Origin of the sequence: Pseudomonas sp. 9.2(2024), from assembly GCF_039695385.1 — a bacterium.
Classification (GTDB): domain Bacteria; phylum Pseudomonadota; class Gammaproteobacteria; order Pseudomonadales; family Pseudomonadaceae; genus Aquipseudomonas; species Aquipseudomonas paraglycinae.
Window position 1 is genome coordinate 3,042,507 of sequence record NZ_CP155585.1, and the last position, 15,764, is coordinate 3,058,270.

Here is a 15,764-nt window from a genome sequence, read left to right on the forward strand (position 1 = left end):
GGTTTGATTGACGTCATTTGAAGGCTGCTATTGGCCGGACGCGGACCTCGACGAATATTTGTTTTAAGCCACTTCAAAGACCATCCAACCTAAGCCTTAACCCACCGCCCCCGACTCCAAGCACTCAACGAATCCACCCCCCACACAAGCACCAACATCGCCAATATCACCGTCCCCGCCTGCGCCTCCTGAAACAAACTCAAGCTCACATACAACATCTGTCCCAACCCCCCAGCCCCGACAAACCCCAGCACACTGGCCATCCGGATATTGTTCTCCCACCGATACAAACAGTACGCCAGCAACTGCGGCGCCAGGTTCGGCAGGGTGCCGTAGCAGAACGCCAAAACCGGATTCCCCCCCTGCAACCGAATCGCATCCGCCGGTTCCGGCGGTGTGTTCTCCAGTGCTTCAGCAAACAACCGCCCCAACACGCCCGTGGTGTGCAGGGCCAACGCAAGTGTCCCGGCATTCGGCCCAAGCCCAGCCGCCAGCACCATCAACGCAGCCCACACCAGTTCGGGAATCGCGCGCAGGGCATTGAGCAGCAGGCGCGCGGCACTCTGAAAAAACCAGCCAAACCGGCCAGCGGCGGGGAGCGCCAAAAACAAGCCCAGTACAGCGGCGAGGAGGGTGCCGAGGGCGGACATTGCGAGGGTTTCCATCGATCCGCGCAAGATGGCGCTTAGGTAGTCAGCGCTCAGGTCGGGGCTGAGGAAACGTGCCACATACAAGCCCATCTGTTTCAGGCTGGTAGCGCTGCCGAGTTCTTCAAGGTCGAGACCCAGGTAGGTAAACGAGGCAATGACGGCCACGACAATGGCAAGAATCAGCACCGAATTGATCAGGCGTTTCATGCCAGCCTCCAGCGCAGCAGGCGGCTGAGTTGGTCGGCGCCGAGGACGAGGAGGAGGAATGTGAGGAGCATGCTGGCGACTTCGCCGCCGGCGAACATGCGGATCGACAGGTCGATCTGTTGGCCGAGGCCGCCGGCGCCGACGAAACCCATGACCACCGAGGCGCGGATGGCGCATTCCCAGCGGTAGACGGTGTAGGAGAGCAGTTCCGCCGCGACGTTGGGCAGTACGCCGTAGGCGAAGCTGGCGAGGCGGCCGCTGCCGGCCTGGAGCAGGGCGTGGGCCGGGCGTTGGTCGGTGGATTCGTAGATTTCGGCGTAGACCTTGCCGAGCATGCCGCTGTAGGTGATGGCGATGGCCAGCACGCCCGCCGCCGGGCCGAGGCCGACGGCGCGCACGAACAGCAGCGCCCAGACGATTTCCGGCACGCTGCGCAGGAAGATCAGCAGCCCGCGCACCGGCCAGCGCAGCAGGCGGCCCAACAGGCTCGGGCGGCCGCTGCGGGAGGCGGCGGTCAGCGACAGGGCGCGGCTGGCGAGCAGGCTGGCCGGCACGGCCAGCAGCAGGGCCAGGGCCATGCCAGCGGTGGCGATGGCCAGGGTTTGCAGGGTGGCTTTGAGCAGTAATTGCAGAAACTCGCGGTCATGGGCCGGCGGCCAGAACATCGACACGAAGCGGCCCATTTCACTCTGGCTGTCGGCGTGAAACAGCACGCCCAGATCCAGTTCGCTGAGCTGAATGCCGGGCCACAGCAAGGCAATCGCCAGCCCGGTCAGCAGCAACCGTGGCAGCGCGGCGGGGTCGCGGGTATCGGCGCTCAGCATCGCGGAATCTGCACAATCAGTGGGGTGACGGCGGGCGCCGGGGATTGCAGTTGTTCGTTGGCGTAGAGGGTGTCGAGCATGTCGCGGCTGACCTGCGCGGACGGGCAGTCGAACAGGATCTGCCCCTCGCGCAGACCGACGATGCGCGGGAAGTGCGACAGCGCCAGTTCCACCGCGTGCAGGCTCGCCACCAGCGTCACGTTGTGCTCGCGAGCATGGCGCGACAGGATCGACAGCGTGTGCCCGGCCAGCACCGGGTCCATCGCCGAGACCGGTTCGTCGGCCAGCAACACCTCCGGCGCCTGATACAGCACGCGGGCAATACCGACCCGCTGCAACTGCCCGCCGGACAGTTGCTGGCATTGGCTGAAGAGTTTGTCGGCCAGATCCAGTCGCGCCAGTGCAGCGCGGGCGCCGGGCACGTCGAGTGGGTGCAGCAGGTTGATCAGGCTTTTGCCCAGGCTCCATTGCCCGAGTTTGCCGGCCAGCACCGCCGTCACCACCCGTTGCCGGGGCGGTAGCGGCGGCGCCTGATGCACCAGGCCGATGCGGGCACGCAGGCGTTGCCGTTGGCGCGCGGACAAATGCCAGGCGCGCTTGCCCAGCACTTCGATGTCGCCGCTGCTGGGCCGAATCGCAGTGGCCAGCAGGTTCAGCAGGCTGGATTTACCGGCGCCGGACGGGCCGATGATCGCCACCTGTTCGCCGGCCTCGATCTGCAAATCGACGCCACGCAGGGCCTCCACGCCATTGGTGTGGTGCAGAAAAGCTTGTTTGAGGCGCAGCGTCATTTCAGCAAGTCGGCGGCGCGGGCGGCTTCCTCGATGCCTTTGTAATTGTCCGGGCTGGTTTCGATAAAGCGGCTGGCGGCTTGCAGGTCGAGGATTTTCTTGTGCTCGGGGTTGGCCGGGTCGAGGTCGAGGAAGGCTTTTTTGATCTTCGCCGCCAGCGCCGGATCGAGGGTGCCGCGCACGGTCCAGTTGTAATCGAAGTAGGCCGGGGTGGTGGCGAAAACCTTGACCTTGTGGGTGTCGACCTTGCCGGCGTCCACCAGTTTCTGCCAGACGCTGGCGTTCAGCACACCGGCGTCGACCTTGCCGGCCTGCACCCAGGCGACGGTGGCGTCGTGGGCGCCGGAGTAGCCGACGCGGCTGAAATAGCTTTCCGGTTTGATGCCGTCCTTGAGCATGAAATAGCGCGGCATCAGGCTGCCGGAGGTGGACGACACGGAGCCGAAGGCGAAGGTCTTGCCCTTGAGGTCGGCGAGGCTTTTCACATTCGGGTCGGCGGTGATGAATTTGCTGGTGAACTGGGCGTCTTGCTCACGCTGCACCAGCGGAATGACCTTTGGATCACTTTTCAACTGCGCCTGGACGAAGGTGAAGCCACCGAGCCAGGCCAGATCGAGACGGTTGGTGGCCAACGCTTCGACCACCGCCGGGTAGTCGGCCACCGGCACAAACTCGACTTTCATGTTCAGTTGCTTCTCCAGATAAGACCCCAGCGGCTCGAACTTGCGCAGCAGCTCGGTCGGGGCTTCATCGGGAATCGCGCTGACCTTCAACACCTCCGCGGCTTGCGCCAGCACGGCGGACAGGGACAGGGCCAGACCAGCGGTCAGTGCCAGGGTTCGCTTGAGCATGGAATTCTCCGTTTCGTGGGCATCAAGGTCGATGCACCCGTCGATGGGCAATCATCGTCGGGTGCAACGTCAGGTTAGACGAAACGGCACGATTGCGAGGGAGTCGGGCCGTGGTTGCTTGTCAGGCGCTGGGCAATCGCGTCACCCATTTCCCGCCACCCGCGCCGTCCTTCAGGGCGCGCAAGGCCTGGGGCAATTCATCGAAGTTGAACATCTGCAGCGCCGGGCCGATCAGGCTGCCGTCGAGCAGAGCTTGCAGCAACTGCTCGCCGTTGCGGCGCAAGGTCTGGCGATCGTGCAGGCTGGCGTGGACGTGGAAGCTGTTCAATGCCACTTCATGCAGCGAAATCGCCGTGGTGAACGCCGGCAGCGGCGCGCTTTCCTGACGATCCTGAATGCACACCAGATGGCCGTTGTAGCCCAGCAGGTCGGCCATTTTCGCCGCGTGAGCGCCGCTGACCGTGTCGAATACGGCATGCAAACGACGTTCGCCGAGGCTGGTTGCGAGTGCGGTTTGCCAGTCCGGTTCGCGGTAATCGAATACGCCGACTGCGCCCAGGGCCTTGAGCTTTGCATGATGCGCGCCGGACGCGGTCGCCCAGACCCGCCATCCGCGTTGTACTGCCAGTTGCACCAGCAGCAGGCCGACCGCGCCGCCGGCGCCGATCACCAGCACATCGGCTGCGCCATTTGCGGGGACTTTTTCCACGGCTTGCCACGCGGTCAAACCGGGGCAGGGCAGTGACGCCGCCGCGGCATCATCGAGCGCGGCGGGCACCGACAGCACGGTGGCGGCGTCGAGCAGGCAGTACTCGGCGAAGCTGCCATCGCTCGCCAGTGATTGGTGATACGCCACGCGACTGCCGGGTTGCAGTGTCACGCCGGCGCCGGCTGCGACCACCACGCCCATGCCGTCGACACCCGGCACACGGCCGGTGCTCCAGGCGGGATGGCCCCACTCGATGATCTTCCAGTCCACCGGGTTCAAGGCGATGGCGCGGTTGGCCACCAGCACTTGGCCGGGGCCGGGTTGCACGAGGGGTTTGCGGGTCAGTGTCAGGCCATCCAGCCCTTGGCCGGACGTCCAGGCCCAGGCAGCGTAATCGGTTTGCATTGTGCGGTTTCCCATGACTGTCAATGGCCGCCAGTATCGGTGGCAACGGGCATGAGAAGAACCGGCCCTGGGTCAAAGGTGTTTTGCGTAAAAGTCAGCAATGCTCGCGCAGCACCTCAATCGACCTGCGCAAACCGCTCCACCAGCCAATCAATGAACACCCGCACCCGATTGCTCAAATGCCGGTTCGGCGGATACAGCACATGAAACGGATAGGCCGGCGGACGCCAGTCCTCGAGGATCGGCACCAGTTCGCCGCGCTCGATGGCGGTCCTGACCGTGTAGCTGAAGGTGTGGATGATCCCCAGCCCGGCGAGGCCGGCCGCCAGGTGCGCGTTGCTCTCGTTGACGCTGATCAGGCCTTTGCCTTCGATCTGATGGCGTTCGCCGTTGCGCTGGAAGTTCGACGGCAGGATGCGCCCGGTGGAGGCCGAGCGGTAGGCGATCAGCTGATGGCTGGCCAGGTCGAGCGGGTGGCTCGGAGTGCCGTGGCGTTGCAGATAATCGGGGGTGGCGCAGGTGGTCCAGGACACTTCGCCGAGGCGCCGTACCGCCAGGGTTTGTTCGGTCAGCGGACCACCGCGAATCACGCAGTCCACCCGCTCACTGATCAGGTCCACCGGGCGGTCGCTGACGCCCAAATCAATTTGGATGTCCGGATAGCGTTCGAAGAACTTCGGCAGTTCGGGGATCACCAGCATCGTCGCGGTCGAGCCGCCGATGTCTACGCGGATCTTGCCGCGCGGCAGGCCCTGGGCCTGGCTGAAGCCTTGGTCGATGTCGTCCAGTTGATGCAGCAGTTGTTGGGTCAATTGGTAATAGGAAGCGCCGTCGGCGGTGACGGTGAGGCGGCGGGTGGTGCGTTGCAGCAGGCGTACGCCGAGGTGGTTTTCCAGTTGGCCGATCAGTTTGCTGACGGTGGTTTTCGGCAGGTTCAGCGAGTCGGCGGCTTTGGTGAATGAACCGCTTTCCACGACGCGGGCGAAGGTGCGGATCGCCATTAACTGATTCATCGGTTCGGGCTCAGTGGATTGGACACGGCTGAGTATTGTGCATGTCTGTGCACAAACAAAACCGATTTTGCGGATTTTTCAATTCAATCGATCGGCCTAAAGTCGCTTCCAACGGCTCACCTACGACCCGTCACCTACCTCGAAACGGTTACTGGAGATTCATCATGAGCAACAGACTTGAAGGCAAAATCGCACTGATCACTGGCGGCACCACCGGCATCGGCCTGGCTTCGGCGCAGGAATTCGTCGCCCAGGGCGCCACCGTATTTATCACTGGCCGTCGTCAGGCCGAGCTAGACAAAGCGGTCGCCGCCATCGGCCCGCGAGCCATCGGCATTCAGGGCGATGTGGCGAAGCTGGAGGATCTGGATCGCATCTACAGCGAGATTTCCGCCAAGGCCGGGCACCTCGACATCCTGTTCGCCAACGCCGGCGGCGGGGACATGCTGCCGCTGGGCTCGATCACCGAAGAGCACTTCGACCGGATTTTCGACGCCAACGTGAAGGGCACGCTGTTCACCGTGCAGAAGGCCTTGCCGCTGCTGCGCGATGGCGCCTCGATTCTGCTGACCTCGTCGACCACGTCGGTGCAGGGCACGGAGAACTTCAGCGTCTACAGCGCGAGTAAAGCGGCGGTGCGCAACTTCGCCCGCTCATGGTTGCTGGACTTGAAACCACGGCGCATCCGCGTCAACGCCATCAGCCCTGGCCCGGTGCGCACGCCAGGTCTGGCAGGGCTGGTGCCGGCGGAACACACCCAGGGGCTGTTCGATCAACTGGCGTCTATCGTGCCGATCGGCCGTCTGGGCGAGCCGAGCGAGATTGCCAAGGCTGCGTTGTTCCTGGCCTCGGATGACAGCAGCTTCGTCAACGGCATCGAGTTGTTCGTTGACGGCGGTACTGCGCAGATCTGATTTAAGTTGCTTGATGCCCCGGCACTTGTTCAGTCGAGTGCCGGGGTTTTTCCGTTTCTTCGTCCGGCGCGTTATCCCAGATCAGGCGCGGGTCGAAGCTCATCGCCGAAAGCATCGTAAAGACCACCACAAGGCCGAAGAACAGAATCCCTACGCGAGGCTCGATATCCCCCAGCGCCTGGAATTTCACCAGCGCCGCCACCAGCGCAACCACCAGCACATCGAGCATCGACCAATAGCCGATCAGCTCGACGAAGCGGTACAGCTTCGAACGCTCCTTGCGTGCCCAATGGCTGTCCCGTTGCACGGTGACCAGCAGCAGGGTCAGCGCAACGAATTTCACCCCCGGCACAGCGATGCTGGCGATGAAGATGATCAGGGCGATGTCCCACGCGCCGTGTTCCCAGAACTCCAGCACGCCGCTCATGATGGTGCTGTCGGCGCCGCTGCCGAGCAGGGTGGTGTTCATCACCGGCAGCAGATTGGCCGGCACGTAAAACGCCAGCGCGGCGAACATGTAGGCCCAGGTGCGGGTCAGCGAATTGGTTTTGCGCCGGTGCAGTGGCGCGTCGCAGCGCGGGCATTGGTGCGGTTCGCCAGTCATGTCGCAGGCCAGCCCGCAACTGTGGCACAGGCAGAGGTTGAGTTCGGTTGCCGTCGGTGGTCGTTTCATAGGATGTCCCACAGTTCGCGCACGTCGCGCCCGGCGATGCGGATTAGCAACAGGCTAAGCACGGCCAGGGCAAACAGGCCGATGCCGGGAATGACGTCGAGCATGCCCGCCAGTTTGAACACCGCGACCATCGCGCCAAGCAAACACACTTCGAGCATGCTCCACGGCCGCAGTGTTTCCAGCCAGCGCATGCACAGCTTGAACCCCGGTGAACGGCGCGAGGCGAGGGCGAAGCTCAAGACCCAGATCAACAGCACCAACTGAAAGGCCGGGGCGATGATGATCGAGATCGCCGCGACCATCGCCATGAAGGTGATCGGCCCCTGACTCAGGGCCAGCACCGAATCCCACAGGGTCGCGCTGTTTTTCAGGCCCTTCATGCTGATGCTCATCACCGGGTAGAAATTGGCGAACAGCCACAGCATCGCCGCGGTGAAACTCAGGGCCAGCCGTTGCTCCACGCTCAGGTTGTTGTAGCGCTGGAGCACGGCGCCGCAACGCACGCAGAGGGTCTTCTGGTGTTTGGCCAGCACGACTTTTTCGTACACGCAGTCGCAATGCTCGCAGATGATCAGTTGATCGGTGCTGGCCATGGGGCGCTCGACGGAAGGAAGGCTTGAACCCCTTCACTATAGAAGCGCTGGGGCATTCGGCAACCGGGGTGCCATTCGTCCAACAACGGGCACTTACCCGCACGCGCTTGTTTCACACGTTCAGGTACCCCTATCCCGCAGCAGAACGGAGAACCCCATGGACATTGATGAAAATGCACCCGGCAACCTGTCACAACAGGCCGTGACGCGCACCACCGACAATGAAACCGGCCATGATCCCCGCAAGGATGAGTCGCCAGTCCCCTTGCCGCCGGACGATGAAGCGCCACTGGAAGAAGACATGAGCGATGTGGCGGCCAACGATTCGGTGGGATCCGAGCATCCGCAGGACGGCAACCGCTCAGGAAGCGCCGACGCCAACCCGCAGAGCACCGCCAAGGATGATGAAGACAGAGAGGCGCGTGGCCTGCCGGCGAGCGATCCTGAGTCGGGCGCCTGACTGCGCGACGGCCCATTAAGGGCGCTTGGCGCAACCGGTCATGTCAGACGACCGGTTGCGTGGCTTCCTCTGACGCGATGGCCGCCCGCACACTGGGCCGCTCGGCGATGCGCGACATGTAACTCGCCAGCGCTGGCCAGTCTTCGATGGCGATACTGAATGTCGGCAACCACTTCAGCACCGTAAACAGATAGGCATCCGCTACGCCGAACACTTGCATCATAAAGGGCTGTGTCGCGAGGATGCGGTTCAGGTAATCCAGGCGCTTGAACAGTTTGTGTTTGAAGAGCGTTTTGGTAGTTTCCGGGATTTCGCTGCTGAACAACGGCGCGCTGCCTCCATGAATTTCCGAACTGATGAAATTCAGGTATTCCTGCAGGCGCGAGCGTTCCCAGGTGCCATTGGCCGGGGCCATCGAATGACCGGGTACGAGGTCGGCGAGGTATTGCAGAATCGCCGGCCCTTCGGTCAGCACTTCACCGTTGTCGAGCATCAGCGCGGCCACGTAGCCCTTCGGATTGATCTGGCGAAAGTCCCGGCCGTCGGCGGTTTGCTTGGTCTGGTTGTTGACGCGGATCAGCTCGAACGGCAGCTCCAGCTCGCGCAGCACAATGTGCGGCGACAGCGAACAGGTCATGGGGGCGAAGTACAGTTTCATGGGATCTCCTTGCAGGTAGAGCCTCAGAATCCGCTATCGCCGCGCCGCTTCGCAAAGGACAAATGCAGTGCTAGCGTATGACAAAATCTCATGGACTCTAAGAGGTCATATGCTCCCCCGACTGCCATCGCTCAATGGATTGCGCGCCTTCGAATGCGCCGCCCGGCATATGAGCTTCACCCGCGCCGCTGAAGAACTGAACGTCACGCAAACTGCGATCAGCCATCAGATCCGTCGCCTCGAGGATGAGCTTGGCGTGCGTCTGTTCATGCGCTTGAAGGACGGTTTGGCATTGACCGAGGAGGGCAATGCTTACTTGCCCGGCATCCGCTCAGCGTTTCTTGAATTGCGCTACTCGACTGAAAAGCTGCTGGAATCGAGCAACAACAGTGTCCTGACCATCAGCACTTTGGTGTCGGTGGCGTCCAAATGGTTGTTGCCGCGTCTGCCGTCATTTCGCGAGGCGCATCCCGAGATTGATGTGCGGATCAGCGCCTCCACCGAGTGGGTGGACTTTCGCAAGGGCGGCATCGATGCGGCGATCCGCTACGGCGACGGGAACTGGCCGGGGCTGCGGGCCGACTGGTTGATGGCCGACGAGATCTTTCCGGTGTGCAGTCCGCGACTGCTGAACGGCGACAAGCCGTTGAATACACCGGTGGACCTGGCCCATCACCCTTTGCTGCAAGTCAGCGGCGTGACCGCCAATGACTGGAACGATTGGCTGCACGCGGCAGGCCAGCCACCGCTGACGGCCAAGGGTCCGCGATTGACCTTCGACCTGGCGATGATGGCGGTGCAGGCGGCGATTGACGGGCAGGGCGTGTGCATCGGTCGCTCGACCTATGTCGATGACGATCTGCGGGCGGGCAGGCTGGTGGCGCCGTTTGATTTGCGCTTGAAATCCGCTTCCGGCTTCTACCTCGTCACGCCCCACGATCAGGCCGAATCGAAAAAGATCGTGGCGTTCAGAGGCTGGCTATCGCAGGTGCTGGCCAAACCCTTTGTATAAGCGTGTATCCATCGCGCCGCCGTACACAAACGGGTAACAAACCCCGTCATCAGGACACATCCCGCATACAGGCCTCGCCCAAAGTAGGTGCCAACACACCACGACTTCCAAGAGGACAACACCATGCGCCGCACACTTCTGATGACCGCTGCCGCCGTACTCGTTTCGCTGACCGGCCTCGCACAGGCGGCTGACACCCAAACCGCCGCCCCGGCAAAAAGCTGGCAGCAGGGCCTGAGCCGTACCGATCTGGTCCGTCAGGATCTGGGTGCTGCGGATCGCGAGGTGATCCAGGCTCGCGTCGATTTCGAACCGGGCGTCACCTCGCCCAACCATGCGCATCCGGGCGTGGAAGTGGCTTACGTGATCAGCGGCACGTTCGAATACCGGCTCGAAGGCCAGGCACCGGTGACGCTCAAGGCGGGTGATTCACTGTTCATCCCGGCGGGTGTGGCGCATATCGCCCGGAACGTCGGCAACGAGAAAGGCTCGGAACTGGCGACTTACATCGTCAAGAAGGGCGAGCCGCTGCTGATTCTCAAGCAGTAAGGTCGCTGAAAAAAAGGCCTGCCGATCTGGCAGGCCTTTTTGCGTCCGCTGTTCAGCGGGTCAGTGGGCGTAAACCGGGTAGTCGGTATAGCCACGCTGATCGCCGCCGAAGAACGTGCTCGGGTCCGGCGTGTTGAGCGCCAGGCCTTCGCGGATTCGCCGAGGCAGATCGGGGTTGGCCAGGAACGGTCGGCCGAACGCGATAATGTCGGCGCGACCGTCGGCCAGGGCCTGTTCCGCCGACTCGGGGTCGTAGCCGCCGGCGATCATCAACACGCCAGCCCAGGCATCACGCAACTGAGCGATGATCGCGTCCCAGCGCGGATCGAAGTTTTCATCCTTGACGGTGCCGACCACGGCGGGCTCGACCAGATGCAGGTAGGCCAGTTTCCAGCGGTTCAACGAACTCACGATGTAGCCGAACGTGGCTTCCGGCGATTCATCACCCATGCCCATGAAGCGGCCCATGGGCGTCAGGCGCACGCCGACCCGGTCGGCACCGACTTCGTCGACCACGGCGGCCACCACTTCCAGTAACAGGCGCGCACGGTTTTCCAGGGGGCCGCCATAACCGTCGGTGCGCTGGTTGCTGTTGCTGTTGATGAACTGGTCCAGCAGATAGCCGTTGCCGGCGTGAATTTCCACGCCATCCATCCCGGCGTTCAGCGCATTGCGGGCGGCGCGGCGGTAGTCGTTGATGATGTCGGCGATTTCCGAAACCTGCAGTGCGCGTGGCACTGGCACGTCGCCCCAGACACCGTTGCCCTCGGCATCGACGATGAAGGTCTTGCCCGGCACCGGCAATGCGCTCGGCGCCACCGGCAGTGCGTTGTCCGGTTGAAAGCTTGGGTGCGATACGCGGCCCACATGCCACAGCTGCATGAAGATCAACCCGCCGGCCTCGTGTACCTGGCTGCTGACTTCGCGCCAGGCTTGCACCTGTTCGTCGTTGTAGATGCCAGGCGTCCACGCATAACCCTGTCCCTGACGGGAAATCTGCGTTGCCTCGGTGATGATCAGCGCGGCGCTCGCCCGCTGGCGGTAGTACTCGGCGTTCATGGATGTCGGGATGTCGCCCGGTTGCCCGGCACGGGAGCGGGTCAACGGCGCCATCGCCACCCGGTGGGGAAGTGTGTAGGGGCCGAGGGCGATGGGACGGAACAGTTGTTGTGTCATGGGGGTTCTCCAGTCTTCGAAAAGGGTCGGCAGGGCGGTGTCGGGACATTTGGCCCGACACCGGATGGCCCTACGTTAAGCGGCTGTCCGGCGCTTGATAATCCACACGCGACGCCACGCTGCATTGCGTGAAATGCAACGTGGCGCGGTTCAGGCAGGCTGTTGCGAGCGGGTCAGGGGCAGGTTCAGCCAGCGCCGTCCGGTGGCATTCGCCACGGCATTGCCGATGGCGGCGGCCATGGGGCCCTGGACGATTTCGGCGGCCCCGAGAAACGGTTGCCCCGGCTGGTCGAGCAGGTGAACGTCGACCTTTTTGGGCACTTGCGAGAAGCGCAGGATCGGGTAGCCGCTCCAGTCGTAGCTGCGGATGCCGCCGGCGTCATAGGCGACCTTTTCATACAGCGTCCAGCTGGTGGACTGCACGATCCCGCCCTCGACCTGGTTGCGCAGGCCATCGGGACTGACGATCTGTCCCACGTCCACTGCGGTGACGACGTGATCGATCTGCACTTCGCCGGTCTGCGGATGCACCCGCAGACGCACGGCAATGGCGCAGTAACCCATGATGTTTTTGTAACGCGCGAAGGCGAAGCCAAGGCCTGCGCCGGGTTCACTGCTTTTTTGCGGCCAGCCGACGGCATCGCGCACCCGTTCCACAACAGCCCGTGCCCGAGGGTCTGTCAGGTGCGCCAGGCGCAGGGCAACCGGATCGACTGCGGCCTTGGCGGCGAGTTCGTCGATACAGGCTTCGATGGCGAAGACGTTGATGTGGGCGCCCAGCGAGCGCATGGCCGAGGTGCGGAACGGCATTTCGGTGACGAAGTTCATGTCGATCCGCGAAGAGGCCACGGTGTACAGCGGCACCGCGTTACGATCGCCATCGCCCTCAGGCTGGGCGATCGGCACCGAGGGTGCCGAAGCGAACGGCCGGGCCAGCAGGCGTGCGGGCAGCAAGCGCCCGGCGTTGACGATGCGTTCGTTGTGCGGCGTGGTCCACAGCTCATAGTTCCAGTCCTGCAGCCGACCTTGCGCATCAAGGTTGGCTTGCACCTCGCTGACCATCGCCGAGCTGTACGGCTCCCAAAGGTTTTCCTGCTCGCGCATCCACTGCACCCGCACCGGCGAGCCCGGTACGCGCATAGCAACCAGCGCTGCGTCAGCCGCGGCATCGTCTGCGCCGTTGTGGCCGTAGCAGCCGGAACCTTCGGTGTGGATGCAGCGCACGCGCTCGGGCGGCAACCGCAGCATTTCGGCGATTCCGGCGCGCAGCGGATACACGCCCTGGGTGTGGGTCCAGACGGTGAGGGTGCCGTCCTTGAACCAGGCCACGGCGCAGGACGGGCCGATCGAACCATGCATCAGGTACTGCTTGGTCACCCGGGCGCGATATTCGTTGTCGGTTTTGCCTTGGGGCGTGCCTTCATGGCTGATCGGATAACGCCGTGAAGGCAGGCGTTTGAGCAAGGTGTGGATGTCGCGCGATTCGGGAATCGCCTGTCCGCCGCTCCAGCGCGCCGAGGCGTATCCATGGCGCATGGCTTTGATCGCTTGCCATTCATCCCGCGCTACCACGGCCAGATAATTGCCGTCGCGAATCACCTGCACCACCCCCGACAGCGTCTTGATCGATTCAATATCGATGGCTTCCAGCGTGCAGCCGGGACGCGGCGGGCGGATGACCCGGGCGTGGAGCATGCCCGGCAGGCGAATGTCCTGCACGAACGCCGCGCCGCCGCTGACTTTGCCCGGGATATCCAGGCGTGGCAGCGAATGGCCGATGAGCTTGAACGACGCCGGCGGCATCGAGGGCGACTCGGATTTTGCATAGTGGTGCAGATCGACATGCTGCACGGCGTCGGCGTAGGACATGCGTTGCCCGGTCGGGCCGAGAATGCTGCCGTCGCGAGTCGTCAGCAGCGCCGGCGCAACGTTCCAGCTGCGCCCGGCCGACTCCAGCAGCATCTCGCGCACTTGCGCCGCCGCGTTGAACAGCGCCGTGCCGCTGTCGAAAATCGTGTGGCTGCCGGCGGTGTAGCCTTCGTTCGGCGTCAGTGCGGTGTCGGCGGTGAGCAGGTTGATCGCGGTCGGATCTACCTCCAGGCGTTCAGCGGCAATTTGCAGCAGCGCGGTTTTGACCCCGGTGCCCAGTTCGACCTTTCCGGTGTAGACGGTGATGCCGTCGGGGCCGACGCGGATCCAGGCATCGAGCCAGGGGTTGGTGCGCAGGCTGCCGGGCAGGTCCGGTGCCAGCACCACAGTGCCCAAGGTATCGACTTCGGTGTCGGCCAGGGCGCGGCGTGAGACCGGCACCAAAGCAAACGCTACCAGCAGGGCGCCCCCGCGCAGGAACGCACGGCGACTCTGATCGACCTCATTGATCGTTGTCATTGCGCACTCCCGTTTTGCCGGGCGACAAGGTTGATCGCCTCGATGATGCGCAAGTGCGTGCCGCAGCGGCACAGGTTGACGGACATGTGTTCGCGAATGGTCTGCTCATCGGGATGCGGATTGCTTTCCAGCAATGCCTGCGCACGCATCAACATGCCGGCGATGCAGTAACCGCATTGAGCGGCCTGTTTGTCGATGAACGCTTGCTGCAGGGAGCCGGGGCGTTCGGCGGTTCCCAGACTCTCGACCGTCCGAACCTTTTTGCCTTCAAGGCCGGCGCAGGGTGTCAGGCAGGAAAACACCGGTTGGTCATCGACGATGACGGTGCAGGCACCGCATTGGCCCAGACCACACCCGTACTTGGCGCCGTTCAGGCCCAGGTGATTGCGCAGCGCATAGAGCAGCGGCATGTCGGGTTCCAGCTCGAGAGCCCGGGAAGATCCGTTGACGTTGAGGGTGATCTGAGTCATTTCGTCTCCTGACGTAGCGCTTGGAGGGTGGCAGGAAGGTCGGTCCACGGTTGGTCGGGGCTGGCCTGATGGCGCAGGTAGACGGCCAGGGCGTTGAGTTGAGCGTTGTCGAGACTGGCGGCGAACGAGGGCATCACCGGCCCCGGCTGGCCGGGTTCTGCCGGGATGCCTTCGAGTACGGTTTTCACAAAGTTGCGCGGGCTGGCGGACTGCAGCGCCGAGGTGCGATCCAGTGCCGGGCGGCCGTCGATTTCACGCATCGGCGCGCCTTGGGCATGGCAGCCGGCGCAGGCACTGGCGAACAGCAGCGCGCCAGAGGATCGATCCGCAGGTTCAGCGCTGGCGCTCGGAATTTCGTTGATCGCGGTTTTCGCCGGCAGACTCAGCAGGTATTCGGCAATCGCCTGGGCGTCTTCTGCGGGCAAGCGCGACAGACCGAGACTGACCGGGCGCATCGGGCCCGCCGCCGTGCCGTGTCCGTCCACTACTTCAGCCCGCAGGTAACTCACCAGTTGTTCGCTGCTCCACGGGTTTGCCCGGTGCGCCATGCCCAGCAGTGACGGCGCGTCCCAGCCATCCACGCTGCCGCCGGCCAGGTTTTCGCCGGATTTCTCGGCGCCGATCAGGTTCAACGGCGAATGACAGCCCGCGCAGTGACCGGGACCTTCGACCAGGTAACGTCCGCGATTCCACGTCTGCGATTGCTCCGCCAGCGGCGTCAGCGGTTTTCCATGCAGGAACAGCAGGTTCCAGAACGACACCAGTGGCCGGATGTTCATCGGGAAGTTCATGCGGTTCTGTTGTGGCGGCGAGTCCACCGCGGGGCCGCTCATCAGGTACGCATAGGCGTCGGCGATATCGTCTCCGCTCATGCGCCGGTAATGAACATAAGGGAAGGCCGGGTACAGGAAGTGGCCGTCGCGGGAGATCCCTTCACGCATCGCCCGCTCGAAGGCCGGCAGCGACCAGTGGCCGATGCCAGTCTGTGGATCCGGGGTGATGTTGGTGCTGTAGAGGGTGCCGAACGGCGTCACCAAAGGCAGTCCGCCGGCCAGGTATTGGCCGCCGGGCCGCGTGTGACACACCGCACAGTCGCCCGCCTCGACGACGCGCGCGCCGCGTTGCAGTTGTGCGGAATCGAAGGTTTGCGGGCGCTCGACCGGCGCAATTGCCGGCCGCCACATCAGCGCCAGGGCCGCGATTGCACCTATCGACGCGAGGGCTGCCGCGCTGACCCACAGTGCTCTGGATTTCATGAATTGGCCGTTCATGAGCGTTGGCCCAAGCGGCACGCGGTGGGCGTGAGGGACGGATTCGGCATCTTCGACAACTCCTTGAACGACCGGGGAAGGGCGCCGATGCAAAGCCCTGCGCCTGGTGCCCAAGGGTAGAGAAGGTGCAAACGTCCGAGTATTGCTGGA

General features: G+C 63.6%; 16 protein-coding genes and 1 pseudogene. 4 read left to right on the top strand and 13 right to left on the bottom strand.

All coding sequences use genetic code 11. The features are described from left to right. Window positions 1-89: 89 nt before the first annotated feature. The 6 genes from phnE to ABFB52_RS13675 form a co-directional block, all read right to left on the bottom strand. Window positions 90-857 carry a phosphonate ABC transporter, permease protein PhnE gene (gene phnE, locus ABFB52_RS13650; protein WP_085747403.1) on the bottom strand — a complete coding sequence of 256 codons (768 nt, stop codon included), beginning with the start codon at window positions 855-857 and terminating at the stop codon, window positions 90-92. Further along, the gene (locus ABFB52_RS13655) at window positions 854-1,681 is read right to left on the bottom strand and encodes an ABC transporter permease (protein ID WP_085747402.1); all 828 of its coding nucleotides are present in this window, start codon (window positions 1,679-1,681) and stop codon (window positions 854-856) included. The genes phnE and ABFB52_RS13655 overlap by 4 nt, the downstream gene beginning before the upstream one ends. Further along, window positions 1,675-2,472: an ATP-binding cassette domain-containing protein gene (locus ABFB52_RS13660; protein WP_129973631.1), complete on the bottom strand. Its 798-nt coding sequence runs from the start codon at window positions 2,470-2,472 to the stop codon at window positions 1,675-1,677. Before ABFB52_RS13660 ends, ABFB52_RS13655 begins: the two co-directional genes overlap by 7 nt. Continuing rightward, window positions 2,469-3,323 carry a putative selenate ABC transporter substrate-binding protein gene (locus ABFB52_RS13665; protein WP_085747400.1) on the bottom strand — a complete coding sequence of 285 codons (855 nt, stop codon included), beginning with the start codon at window positions 3,321-3,323 and terminating at the stop codon, window positions 2,469-2,471. Before ABFB52_RS13665 ends, ABFB52_RS13660 begins: the two co-directional genes overlap by 4 nt. A gap of 121 nt (window positions 3,324-3,444) precedes the next feature. Continuing rightward, on the bottom strand, window positions 3,445-4,437 hold the full coding sequence (locus ABFB52_RS13670) for a zinc-binding dehydrogenase (RefSeq protein ID WP_085747399.1): 993 nt from the start codon (window positions 4,435-4,437) through the stop codon (window positions 3,445-3,447). Window positions 4,438-4,553: 116 nt separating this feature from the next. Then, complete coding sequence (locus ABFB52_RS13675) at window positions 4,554-5,450, bottom strand: LysR family transcriptional regulator (RefSeq protein WP_085747398.1); 897 nt, start codon at window positions 5,448-5,450, stop codon at window positions 4,554-4,556. Window positions 5,451-5,614: 164 nt separating this feature from the next. Between ABFB52_RS13675 and ABFB52_RS13680 the strand changes: the two genes are divergently transcribed. After that, window positions 5,615-6,364, top strand: a complete 750-nt coding sequence (locus tag ABFB52_RS13680) for a glucose 1-dehydrogenase (RefSeq protein ID WP_011333861.1) — start codon at window positions 5,615-5,617, stop codon at window positions 6,362-6,364. Between the two features lies 1 nt (window position 6,365). Here the strand turns inward: ABFB52_RS13680 and ABFB52_RS13685 are convergent, their stop codons facing one another. Together ABFB52_RS13685 and ABFB52_RS13690 are read right to left on the bottom strand one after the other, a co-directional pair. Beyond that, window positions 6,366-7,037: a paraquat-inducible protein A gene (locus ABFB52_RS13685; protein ID WP_129973632.1), complete on the bottom strand. Its 672-nt coding sequence runs from the start codon at window positions 7,035-7,037 to the stop codon at window positions 6,366-6,368. Then, window positions 7,034-7,630 (bottom strand): paraquat-inducible protein A, encoded by a 597-nt coding sequence (locus ABFB52_RS13690; RefSeq protein WP_011333863.1) that lies wholly within the window; start codon window positions 7,628-7,630, stop codon window positions 7,034-7,036. Before ABFB52_RS13690 ends, ABFB52_RS13685 begins: the two co-directional genes overlap by 4 nt. 157 nt (window positions 7,631-7,787) lie before the next feature. Here ABFB52_RS13690 and ABFB52_RS13695 point away from each other — a divergent pair. Beyond that, a pseudogene (locus tag ABFB52_RS13695) lies at window positions 7,788-7,982 on the top strand (hypothetical protein); the annotation flags it as partial. 151 nt (window positions 7,983-8,133) lie between these two features. Here ABFB52_RS13695 and gstA read toward each other — a convergent pair. Next, complete coding sequence (gene gstA, locus ABFB52_RS13700) at window positions 8,134-8,748, bottom strand: glutathione transferase GstA (RefSeq protein WP_129973634.1); 615 nt, start codon at window positions 8,746-8,748, stop codon at window positions 8,134-8,136. 109 nt (window positions 8,749-8,857) lie between these two features. Between gstA and ABFB52_RS13705 the strand changes: the two genes are divergently transcribed. Together ABFB52_RS13705 and ABFB52_RS13710 are read left to right on the top strand one after the other, a co-directional pair. Then, window positions 8,858-9,760 carry a transcriptional regulator GcvA gene (locus ABFB52_RS13705; protein WP_085747394.1) on the top strand — a complete coding sequence of 301 codons (903 nt, stop codon included), beginning with the start codon at window positions 8,858-8,860 and terminating at the stop codon, window positions 9,758-9,760. A gap of 123 nt (window positions 9,761-9,883) precedes the next feature. Continuing rightward, the gene (locus tag ABFB52_RS13710; protein ID WP_129973635.1) at window positions 9,884-10,309 is read left to right on the top strand and encodes a cupin domain-containing protein; all 426 of its coding nucleotides are present in this window, start codon (window positions 9,884-9,886) and stop codon (window positions 10,307-10,309) included. A gap of 60 nt (window positions 10,310-10,369) precedes the next feature. Here the strand turns inward: ABFB52_RS13710 and ABFB52_RS13715 are convergent, their stop codons facing one another. The 4 genes from ABFB52_RS13715 to ABFB52_RS13730 form a co-directional block, all read right to left on the bottom strand. Next, entirely contained in the window at window positions 10,370-11,485 is a 1,116-nt protein-coding gene (locus ABFB52_RS13715) for an alkene reductase (protein WP_129973636.1), read from the bottom strand. Between the two features lie 150 nt (window positions 11,486-11,635). After that, window positions 11,636-13,873, bottom strand: coding sequence for a molybdopterin cofactor-binding domain-containing protein (locus ABFB52_RS13720; RefSeq protein ID WP_129973637.1), 2,238 nt, complete (start codon window positions 13,871-13,873; stop codon window positions 11,636-11,638). After that, on the bottom strand, window positions 13,870-14,343 hold the full coding sequence (locus tag ABFB52_RS13725) for a (2Fe-2S)-binding protein (RefSeq protein ID WP_102718328.1): 474 nt from the start codon (window positions 14,341-14,343) through the stop codon (window positions 13,870-13,872). Before ABFB52_RS13725 ends, ABFB52_RS13720 begins: the two co-directional genes overlap by 4 nt. Further along, the gene (locus tag ABFB52_RS13730; protein WP_129973638.1) at window positions 14,340-15,599 is read right to left on the bottom strand and encodes a c-type cytochrome; all 1,260 of its coding nucleotides are present in this window, start codon (window positions 15,597-15,599) and stop codon (window positions 14,340-14,342) included. Before ABFB52_RS13730 ends, ABFB52_RS13725 begins: the two co-directional genes overlap by 4 nt. Window positions 15,600-15,764 lie beyond the last annotated feature (165 nt).

Excerpts from the sequence above, each read along its gene's own strand:
- phnE (WP_085747403.1), bottom strand. The coding sequence starts at position 857 with ATGAAACGCCTGATCAATTCGGTGCTGATTCTTGCCATTGTCGTGGCC.
- ABFB52_RS13655 (WP_085747402.1), bottom strand. The coding sequence starts at position 1,681 with ATGCTGAGCGCCGATACCCGCGACCCCGCCGCGCTGCCACGGTTGCTG.
- ABFB52_RS13660 (WP_129973631.1), bottom strand. The coding sequence starts at position 2,472 with ATGACGCTGCGCCTCAAACAAGCTTTTCTGCACCACACCAATGGCGTG.
- ABFB52_RS13665 (WP_085747400.1), bottom strand. The coding sequence starts at position 3,323 with ATGCTCAAGCGAACCCTGGCACTGACCGCTGGTCTGGCCCTGTCCCTG.
- ABFB52_RS13670 (WP_085747399.1), bottom strand. The coding sequence starts at position 4,437 with ATGCAAACCGATTACGCTGCCTGGGCCTGGACGTCCGGCCAAGGGCTG.
- ABFB52_RS13675 (WP_085747398.1), bottom strand. The coding sequence starts at position 5,450 with ATGAATCAGTTAATGGCGATCCGCACCTTCGCCCGCGTCGTGGAAAGC.
- ABFB52_RS13680 (WP_011333861.1), top strand. The coding sequence starts at position 5,615 with ATGAGCAACAGACTTGAAGGCAAAATCGCACTGATCACTGGCGGCACC.
- ABFB52_RS13685 (WP_129973632.1), bottom strand. The coding sequence starts at position 7,037 with ATGAAACGACCACCGACGGCAACCGAACTCAACCTCTGCCTGTGCCAC.
- ABFB52_RS13690 (WP_011333863.1), bottom strand. The coding sequence starts at position 7,630 with ATGGCCAGCACCGATCAACTGATCATCTGCGAGCATTGCGACTGCGTG.
- gstA (WP_129973634.1), bottom strand. The coding sequence starts at position 8,748 with ATGAAACTGTACTTCGCCCCCATGACCTGTTCGCTGTCGCCGCACATT.
- ABFB52_RS13705 (WP_085747394.1), top strand. The coding sequence starts at position 8,858 with ATGCTCCCCCGACTGCCATCGCTCAATGGATTGCGCGCCTTCGAATGC.
- ABFB52_RS13710 (WP_129973635.1), top strand. The coding sequence starts at position 9,884 with ATGCGCCGCACACTTCTGATGACCGCTGCCGCCGTACTCGTTTCGCTG.
- ABFB52_RS13715 (WP_129973636.1), bottom strand. The coding sequence starts at position 11,485 with ATGACACAACAACTGTTCCGTCCCATCGCCCTCGGCCCCTACACACTT.
- ABFB52_RS13720 (WP_129973637.1), bottom strand. The coding sequence starts at position 13,873 with ATGACAACGATCAATGAGGTCGATCAGAGTCGCCGTGCGTTCCTGCGC.
- ABFB52_RS13725 (WP_102718328.1), bottom strand. The coding sequence starts at position 14,343 with ATGACTCAGATCACCCTCAACGTCAACGGATCTTCCCGGGCTCTCGAG.
- ABFB52_RS13730 (WP_129973638.1), bottom strand. The coding sequence starts at position 15,599 with ATGAAATCCAGAGCACTGTGGGTCAGCGCGGCAGCCCTCGCGTCGATA.